Origin of the sequence: Brevundimonas sp. (assembly GCF_016463485.1) — a bacterium.
GTDB lineage: Bacteria > Pseudomonadota > Alphaproteobacteria > Caulobacterales > Caulobacteraceae > Brevundimonas.
On sequence record NZ_JAEMRD010000138.1, the window covers coordinates 1 to 8498 of the forward strand.

Annotated in this window: 7 protein-coding genes; 3 read left to right on the forward strand and 4 right to left on the reverse strand. The window is 65.3% G+C overall.

Annotation, left to right across the window (positions count from 1 at the left end; genetic code table 11):
- The 3 genes from JHC99_RS15380 to thiE all read right to left on the reverse strand — a co-directional run.
- Positions 1-279, reverse strand: a 279-nt coding sequence (locus JHC99_RS15380) for a cytochrome ubiquinol oxidase subunit I (protein WP_292155326.1), incomplete at its 3' end; no start/stop codon positions are given.
- 123 nt (positions 280-402) lie between these two features.
- Positions 403-2094 (reverse strand): sensor histidine kinase, encoded by a 1692-nt coding sequence (locus JHC99_RS15385; RefSeq protein WP_292155327.1) that lies wholly within the window; start codon positions 2092-2094, stop codon positions 403-405.
- A 65-nt stretch (positions 2095-2159) separates the two neighbouring features.
- Positions 2160-2840, reverse strand: coding sequence for a thiamine phosphate synthase (thiE, locus tag JHC99_RS15390; RefSeq protein ID WP_292155329.1), 681 nt, complete (start codon positions 2838-2840; stop codon positions 2160-2162).
- Positions 2841-2959: 119 nt separating this feature from the next.
- Between thiE and JHC99_RS15395 the strand changes: the two genes are divergently transcribed.
- Complete coding sequence (locus tag JHC99_RS15395) at positions 2960-3145, forward strand: (2Fe-2S)-binding protein (RefSeq protein ID WP_271147016.1); 186 nt, start codon at positions 2960-2962, stop codon at positions 3143-3145.
- A 4-nt stretch (positions 3146-3149) separates the two neighbouring features.
- Here JHC99_RS15395 and JHC99_RS15400 read toward each other — a convergent pair whose 3' ends face one another.
- The gene (locus tag JHC99_RS15400) at positions 3150-3602 is read right to left on the reverse strand and encodes a hypothetical protein (protein ID WP_292155333.1); all 453 of its coding nucleotides are present in this window, start codon (positions 3600-3602) and stop codon (positions 3150-3152) included.
- A 214-nt stretch (positions 3603-3816) separates the two neighbouring features.
- Between JHC99_RS15400 and JHC99_RS15405 the strand changes: the two genes are divergently transcribed.
- A complete protein-coding gene (locus tag JHC99_RS15405) occupies positions 3817-7254 on the forward strand; it encodes a TonB-dependent receptor (RefSeq protein WP_292155335.1) in 3438 nt (1145 codons plus the stop codon).
- 80 nt (positions 7255-7334) lie between these two features.
- Positions 7335-8240: a rhamnogalacturonan acetylesterase gene (locus tag JHC99_RS15410; protein ID WP_292155337.1), complete on the forward strand. Its 906-nt coding sequence runs from the start codon at positions 7335-7337 to the stop codon at positions 8238-8240.
- Positions 8241-8498 lie beyond the last annotated feature (258 nt).

Genomic DNA, 8498 nt, shown 5'->3' on the forward strand with positions numbered 1-8498 from the left:
GATCACCCCGCCGGTCAGGCGGATGAACTCCGACCAGTTGGTGCCGAACTGGTAGGACAGCACCACCCCCGACACGACGCCCATGCCGAAGCTGAGGGCGAAGATCTTCACCCAGAACAGGTACAGGGTCATGAAGGCCTGACGCTTGGTCGCCAGCCACAGCCCCTCCAGCACCGCCAGATAGGCCGCCAGCCCGATCGTGAAGGCGGGAAACAGGATGTGGAAGGCAATGGTGAAGGCGAATTGCAGTCGCGACAGCAGAAGAGCGTCGAAGTCCACGGCAGGCAGCCCCAAATAACCTTAGTCGGAATGTGGGTTCTGCGCCTTTGTCGAACCAGAGTCCATGCGCGATCGGCCGCGCGACGCCACGTCGCACGGCCAAGGTTCTGTTTGCGTTCGATGTCAGGCGGCGGGGAGTTCCACCCAGAAGGTCGCGCCTTCGCCCGGTGCCGACTCGACCCCGATCGATCCGCCCTGAAGCTCTACGAGCCGCTTGGCCAGGGCCAGTCCGATGCCGTGGCCCTCGACCGTGCTGCGCTCGAGGCCGAGGCGATTGAACGGCTCGAACAGCTGGGTCTGTTTCTGCGACGTCAGGCCGGGACCCTTGTCAGAAACCTCGATCCGGATGCCAAAGGGGATGCGCAGGGCCCGGAACGTGACCGCCCCGCCGGCCGAGCCATACTTGACCGCATTGGTCGCGAAATTGTCGATCACCTGGGTCAGACGCTGGGAATCGGCCAGGGCGATCAGGCCGATGCCGTCGCCGTCGACCGTAACCTTCAGTCCCTGGGCGTCCGGGCGCATTGCGGTGGACCGGCACACATCCTCGATCACTCCGACCACATCGGTAGGACGCAGCTCGACCTTGACGGCCCCGGACTCGGCCCGCGCCACGTCCAGCAGATCGTGGGCCAGGGTCTCGACCTGACGCGCGGTCTTGACCAGCATGTCGGCCATTTCCCTCTGCGTCGCCGTTACCGGACCCAGCTGGCCCGAGGACCACAGGTCCCCGATGCCGATGACGCCGGCCACCGGGCTCTTGATCTCATGGGCGACGTTGGCCAGCAGCCGGGACTTGGACTCCGAGGCCAGTTCGGCCCGTTGCTGTCCCGCCTTGGCCCGCTCGGTCAAGCCGTCCACCTGGGTCAGGAGCGCAGCCACGAGCATGAAAGGCATGCAGACGGACAACAGCATCAACTGCGCCGTCAGAACCCGAATGCCGGGATCAAATCCGACCAGCGACTGAGGTGGTTCCCCGTGGAGGATCGACCAGAACATGATCACGGCGGTCGCCAGCATCGACAGGGCGACCCCGGTCAGTCTCAGACGCGCGGCGATAATGACCAGAATCATGTTGAGGATGAAGGACACCGGTCCCAGCCTGAGAAAATAGTAGGCCCACGCCACTGCGGTGAGCAAAGCGAGCAGGCCGATCCATTCCGCCATTCTGACAGGATCGACCAGAACCTTGGCCGACCGGCCATTGACGCCCAGAATTATCGGCAGGATCAGCATCATGCCCAGGGCATGGCCAAACCACCACATCTGGAACCCGGTGAGGAGCGGTACCCCCTTCAGGTTGGCCAGAACCAAACACCCCATTCCGGCTCCGATCAACGGCGCGACCAGAGCAGACACGCCGATCACGGTAACGGCTGAGCGAACCGTCGACAGGCTCTGACCGGGCGCGAAGCGCCGCATCAGCAGGACGGCGACCACGATCTCCACCCCGTTGACAGCCGCCAGCGTCAGAGACGCCAAAGGCGGGTATCCCATCAACAGCAGGCCCGCCAAAAGGCCGGCAATCACGAGTCCGCCGAAACAGAGGTCGAACGCCATTCCCTTGCCGGTCCGGACCCAGATCGCCGAGGCGACCGCGTTGGCCAGCCACATCACGACGACGCCCTCGGTCGTCATGCCGAAACGAATGCCCAGGACCGTCAGCAGGACCACCGCGCAGGCGGTCGCCAGCGGCCCCACAGGTTGGGCGAACGCCGTGCCGGGGCCCGCAGCAGTTCTCGCTCGCGCGGGCCGACGTACAGGGGCAGGCGCAAGAGGCCTGGTTGGAACTTCCAGCACGCGGCTGACGGACATCAGGCAGAACTCGGATCGAAACGGGACGGCAATCTATCGCGCCGCCTCCCTAATATCCGGTGAAGTTAGCCCCGCCCGGACGCCGGCTCCCAGGCCTGAGCCAGAACGGCGTTGAGAGCGCGCACCGCCTCGGCCGGCCCCTGCGGATGGGCCCAGACCCCGGCGCTGACGGCGACAAAGTCAGCGCCGGCCAGGGCCAGACCCGCGGCATTGTCGACCGTGATCCCGCCGATAGCCACGCATGGCGTCTCGACGGTCTGCTGCCAGATGGACAGGATCTCAGGGTCGGGCCGGTGGGTGGTCTCCTTCGTGTCGGTCGCAAAGAAGGCCCCGAACGCGACATAGTCGGCCCCCGCCTCCGCCGCGTCCATGGCCAGGTCGCGGCTGTCATGGCAGGTCGCACCGATCATGGCGCCAGGCCCCATCAACCGCCGAGCCGAGGCGACCGAGGCGTCCGACTGACCGACATGAACCCCGTCACAGCCCAGATCGGCAGCCAGGTCCGGTCGGTCGTTGAGGATCACCGCCACATCATGGGCCCGCGCTATCGGGGCCAGGCGAGCTACCGCCGCCCGAATGGTCGCCTCGTCGGAAGGCTTCAGCCGAACCTGCAACGCCGCCACATCGCCCGCTCCGAGCGCTGCCTCAAGCTGCCCGGCAAACACGCCCAGATCGTCGATCCGGGGCGGGGTGATGAGGTAGAGCCGGGTTTGCGGGCGTTCAGGAATACTGGAAGTTCTGGCCATGACGTCCGCCTGCCCCGCACGGTTGCGTGCGTCAACCCGCGACAATGCGAACGACTTGCAGGCGCAGAAATCTGTGCTACAGAGAACCATTCTCATTCGACTTCGGGATCTGCCTTTCCGTGTACGTGTGCAACTGCAACGGCCTTCGCCAGCGTGACGTCGCCCTCGCCATCGAGGCGGGCGCCACCCGTCCTCGCGACGTCTTCGCCCGCAACCAGTGCCAGGCCCAGTGCGCAAAATGCGTCTGTGAGATGCGCGCGATGATTCAGGAAAGCCGCGAAATCTACGCCATGGCGGCGGAATAGGGCTTCAACGCCAGGCCCGCGCGGCCTTCAGGAGGGCGACGAGATCACGCCGCTCCGCTTGGTAGTCATCCTCAAGAACCGACCTCTGTTTCTGTAGAGCGGCGACCTGGGCTTCCAGATTGCCGATGTCGGTCGTTTGTGTCCCGTCGAGGCGTTCCAGCCGCCCTTCCAGGTCCGCAACCCGCGCCTTCTTTGCAGGGGTGGGACCGGAATCGCGACGGCGTCGGGGTGCCTTGGAGATTTCGCCGGGATCGATTGCCTCTCCCGTCTGGATCACCTCACCCGGTTGCGCCTGGGCGGCGTCGAAGGTCGGGCCATCCGTGATCTCCCGTGCCAATCCTGATTTGAAGATGTCCTGGGTCATGCCCCATGCCTTCAAGGCTTTGGGACGAGAGGACGCCGCCACTGTGAAGGCGTGAAACCCGTCAGACCATGTGAAGACCTTCAGTCTGGCCAAGCCATCCTCCGTCCCCGCGAAAATGTCTCCGGGTCGCTCCCGGTTCCGCCAAATGGGCCCCTGTGCAGATTGTCACACGGTCTGCGATTTGTACGACGTTTCGATTCTGATGTTGACACCGGTGTCAGACATCGCCTTATTCAGCGGGCCAAAAGTCGGCGAGATTCTGTCCAGTTCCCGGAGAGGGGCGGGCACCCTTGGGAGGAGACCCGAAATGTTGAACTCACGCACACGCGCGCTCTACTGCGCCTCCGCAGTCGCCCTGATGACCGCCGCCTTCGCCGCGCCCGTCGCCGCCCAGACCGCCCCGGCCGAGCCGTCTCAGGACGAAGCCGCCCAGGTTGATGAAGTCGTCGTCACCGGCATTCGCGGCGCTCTCCGCAGCGCCCTGAACACCAAGCGCAACGCCAATGTGATGGTGGACGCCATCAACGCAGAGGACATCGCCGACTTCCCCGACGCCAACCTGGCCGAGTCGCTGCAGCGCCTGCCGGGTGTCTCGATCGACCGCGACAACGGCGAAGGCCGTACGATCACCGTTCGCGGCCTGGGCTCCGACTTTACCCGCGTTCGCCTGAACGGCGTCGAGGCCCTGTCGACCGCCGGTGCCTCGATCGCCGGTGACAACCCGAACCGCGGTCGCGGCTTCGACTTCAACACCTTCGCCTCCGAGCTGTTCAACTCCCTGAAGGTCCAGAAGACCGCCTCGGCCGAAACCGACGAGGGCTCGCTGGGGGCCACGGTCGACCTCCAGACCGGCCGTCCCTTCGACTTCCGCGAGCGTCGCCTCGGCTTCTCGGTCCAGGACGCCTATTACGAAAACGGCGAGAGCCATAACCCCCGCGTCGCCGCCCTGGCCTCGAACCGCTGGGAATTCAACCACATCGGGCAGATCGGCATTCTGGGCTCGGTCGCCTACAACAAGCGCGACCAGACGATCGACAGCTACCAGCGTCAGGCCGGCCAGTCCGACTATACCTATCGCGGCGCGACCTTCGCGGGCACGCCCAACATTGCTGCCGGCACCACGATCCTGACCCGCCAGGGCTTCGCCGCCCCGACCGGGACCGCCTGCAACAACGGCGTCATCCCCGGCGTCAACATCACCAACATCTCTTACTGCGACGCGCTGCGGGGGTCGAACCTGACGGCCTACAATCTGATCAACAATCCGATCGGTTCGACGCTGCGCAACAACAACGCGACCGGCACGGCCGCCGGCACGACGGTGGCCCCCGGCTCGCTGGTCCGCATCCCCGCCCTCCCGACGCTGAACCAGCAGGACCTCAGCCAGGAGCGGATCGGCCTGACCGGCTCGCTGCAATGGCGTCCGACCGACCGCACGACCGTCAGCTTCGACGGCGTCTATTCCAAACTGGACCAGGTCTCGACCAACTATCAGATCGTCCCGGTCGGCCTGAACCGCAACAACACCCAAGGGACTGCGGCACCCGCGACCTATCAACTGGCCAACGCCAACGTCGGCGGCACGGCCGCCCAGCGCCGCGCCCTGTATGCGTCCTGCAACTCACGCGCCGAGACCCCCATCCTGGCCGGAATCGACTGCGGTCAGGGAATGTACGGCAACACGCCGGTGGTCGGCACCCTGTCGGGCTTCAGCTTCAACCCGAACAACCTGGAACCCTACGACTACTATAATAGCCCAACTTCAAGGGGTTACATTGCTGACCCGACAGGTCTGGCGCTGCGCAACGCGCTGATCGGCCGGCCGTCGATTCGGCTGCTGGACGCAGCGCTCAGCCCGAACGGCCAGAATGCGGACTATCTGGTGCTGTCGAACGTCGACATGCGGTCGGCGGCGGACGAGGCGCGGTTCACGACCTACTTCCAGCAGGGCACGATCGACGTCGCGCACGAGTTCTCCGACACACTGCGTCTGCACGCGATCTATGGCGAGAGCCGCTCGATCAACAAATCGCAGGGCTCGCTGGTCGAGTTCACGCGCCTGAACTCCGGCTCGGGCGCGGCCGGGGACGGCTATTTCGTCTATGACGCCCGCGGCGGCGGTGACATGCCGTCGATGAATTTCGGCTTCGACGTCGCCGATCCCACCAAGTGGGACGTGGTCAAGGGCTTCTCGGCCATCCGCTATTTCGAGCGGACCGTGGACAACCACTATGAGGGCGGCGCTTTCGACCTGGCCTGGGACGCCAACGACATGATCACCCTGAAGGTGGGCGCCTCGCAGCGTCGCTACTCCTTCTTCACCTCGGCCTCGCAGCGTGAATCGGCCCGCGAGACCCTGAACCCCTCACTGCTCGAGGCCGGTGCCACGATCGGCCAGGTCGGTGCAGTCCACAGCTTCGGCCAGGGCCTGGACCTGCCGGCCGGTACGCCGACCAGCTTCTATGCCCCCAACCTGGACGCCTTCCGCCAACTGTTCGACTTCGAATGCAACTGCGTCAACAAGTGGAACGACTGGCGCGTCTCGATCAAATACAACTTCGCCCAGGTCTTCAGCGTCCAGGAAACCGACAACTCCTTCTTCGGCCAGGTGGATTTCGACATCCCCGTCTTCGGACGCGACCTGCGCGGCAACATCGGCGTCCGTCATGCGATCACCGATCTGGACTCGAACGGCTTCACCAACCGCGGCCGGGCGATCAACGCCACGAACAACTACGAGAACACCCTGCCGTCGATGAACCTGGCCTATGAGCTGACGGACACGATCATCATCCGCGCCGGCGCGGCCAAGGTCATGGCCCGTCCCCTGCTCGGCAACCTGGCGCCCAGCGTCACGGCCTTCAGCGTCCCCAACGGCCTGGGTGCCACGACCGGCGCTTCGATCACCATCGGCAACCCCAAGCTGAACCCGTTCACGGCGACCAACTACGATCTGTCGCTGGAGTGGTATTTCCAGCCGGATGCCCTGTTCTCGGTCGCCATCTTCAACAAGGACATCGAAAGCTTCCCGCAGACCCTGGTCGGCGACGGCACCCTGTCCTCGATCCTGGACGTCACCGCCATCGCAGAACTGCGTGCCGAGTTCGAGGCGATCGTCTCCGACACGACCCAGACAGCCGCAGCCCGCGCCAGCGCCCAGAACCAGGTCGACTACATCAACGCCGACCGCGCCTTCGCCATCCGCCAGTTCCGTGACGCACCGGGCGGCTATATCCGCGGCGTCGAGGTCAACTATCAGCAGAACCTGACCTTCCTGCCCTGGTACTTCCAGAACCTGGGCATCCAGGCCAACTACACCCACCTGGAATCCGAGCTGAACTACATCCTGACGCCCCAGCCCCTGGTCACCGGCGTCGGACCGTTCACGGGCGCCTCGCCCGACGCGTTCAACTTCACCATCTTCTATGAAGTGCCCAAATTCTCGGCCCGGGTCTCGACCGCCTATCGCGCGGACTATGTGACCCAGTACCCGATTGCCTCGGGCACCACCGATCCGGGCTTCTCGGACTCGCCGCTGGTCAACGACTTCCTGGGTTCGGAAGCCACGCTGAACGTTGACATGTCCATGACCTACAAGCTGACGGACAACATCACGCTGAACCTGGAAGCCCTGAACCTGACCAACCAGACGACCAACCGCTGGGGCTACGCCGACGACCGCGTGGTGACCAACTACGGCTCGACCGGCCGCCAGGTCTTCGTCGGTGCCCGGATGAGCTTCTGACGCTCACGAATTTCTCCTGAACCTCGACACGGCGTCGGCTTCGGCCGGCGCCGTTTTTTCTTTCAAGGACCGATCCGACGATGCGCCTGTCTCTCACGATCGCGGTTATGGTCGCCGCCCTGATGGCCGCCCCAGCCCTCGCCCAGACCTCGGCGGCCCCCACAGACGTCGTTCCACCGGTCCAGCCCATCCGGGCGTCGAAGATCATCCTCGTCGGGGATTCCACCACGGCCGTCGCCGGCGGCTGGGGGCCCAGCTTCTGCGCCCAGCACGTCACCTCGTTCCTGACCTGCACCAATCTGGCGCGGGGTGGACGGAGCAGCGGCAACTACAGGACCGAGGGTTCGTGGGACATCGCGCTGGGGGAGATGTCCACGCCGAACTATGTCGCCACCTATGTGCTGATCCAGTTCGGTCACAATGACCAGCCGGGCAAGCCGGGCCGCTCGACCGACCTCGCCACCGAGTTCCCCGCCAACCTGAAACGCTATGTCGAGGAGACCCGCGCGCGCGGTGCCATCCCCGTCCTGGTCACGCCCCTGACCCGCCGCCAGTTCGTCGATGGGCAACTCCAGAACGATCTCGATCCCTGGGCCGATGCCATCCGCCGGGTCGCCGCCGAAACCAACACGCCCCTGGTCGATCTGAATGCGTCCAGCTCAGCCGCCGTTCAGGCCTTGGGGCCCGCCATGTCGGCCCGCTTCGCCCAGGCCGCGCCGCTTCCCGAGGTCGGTGCCGCCCTGCTGACGGGGACCACCATCCCGGCCGCCGGCAATGCGCCCGTCGCACCGGCCCCGGTCGCACCGAACGCCCCGGCAGTCGCGCCGACAGCCCAGAACAATGCGGCGGTCGAGCCCATGGGTCAGGCCAGGCTGGCCTTCGACTACACCCACCTGGGTACGGTCGGCGCGGACTTCTTCGCCGCTCTGGTGACGCGTGATCTGGTCCTGGCGGTCCCGGCGTTGCGGCGAGCGTTGATCCTGTAGGGCTTTCCAAAATTCCGCTCATTCCGGCGAAAGCCGGGACCCAGTGCTTTTGTGGGGCAGTGCGGGGGATCACGAGCCTGTCTCACCACGTCCGCTGATCGCCCAAAGAACTGGGTCCCGGCTTTCGCCGGGATGAGCGGAGATGGATTTCAGATCGTTAGCTGAGCCGAGCCGCAGTATTCAGCGCCCCATCCCGCCGCAATCCGCTGTAGGCCGCCGTCACCGTGTCCCGGAACCGCTCATCGGCCGCCAGCGTGG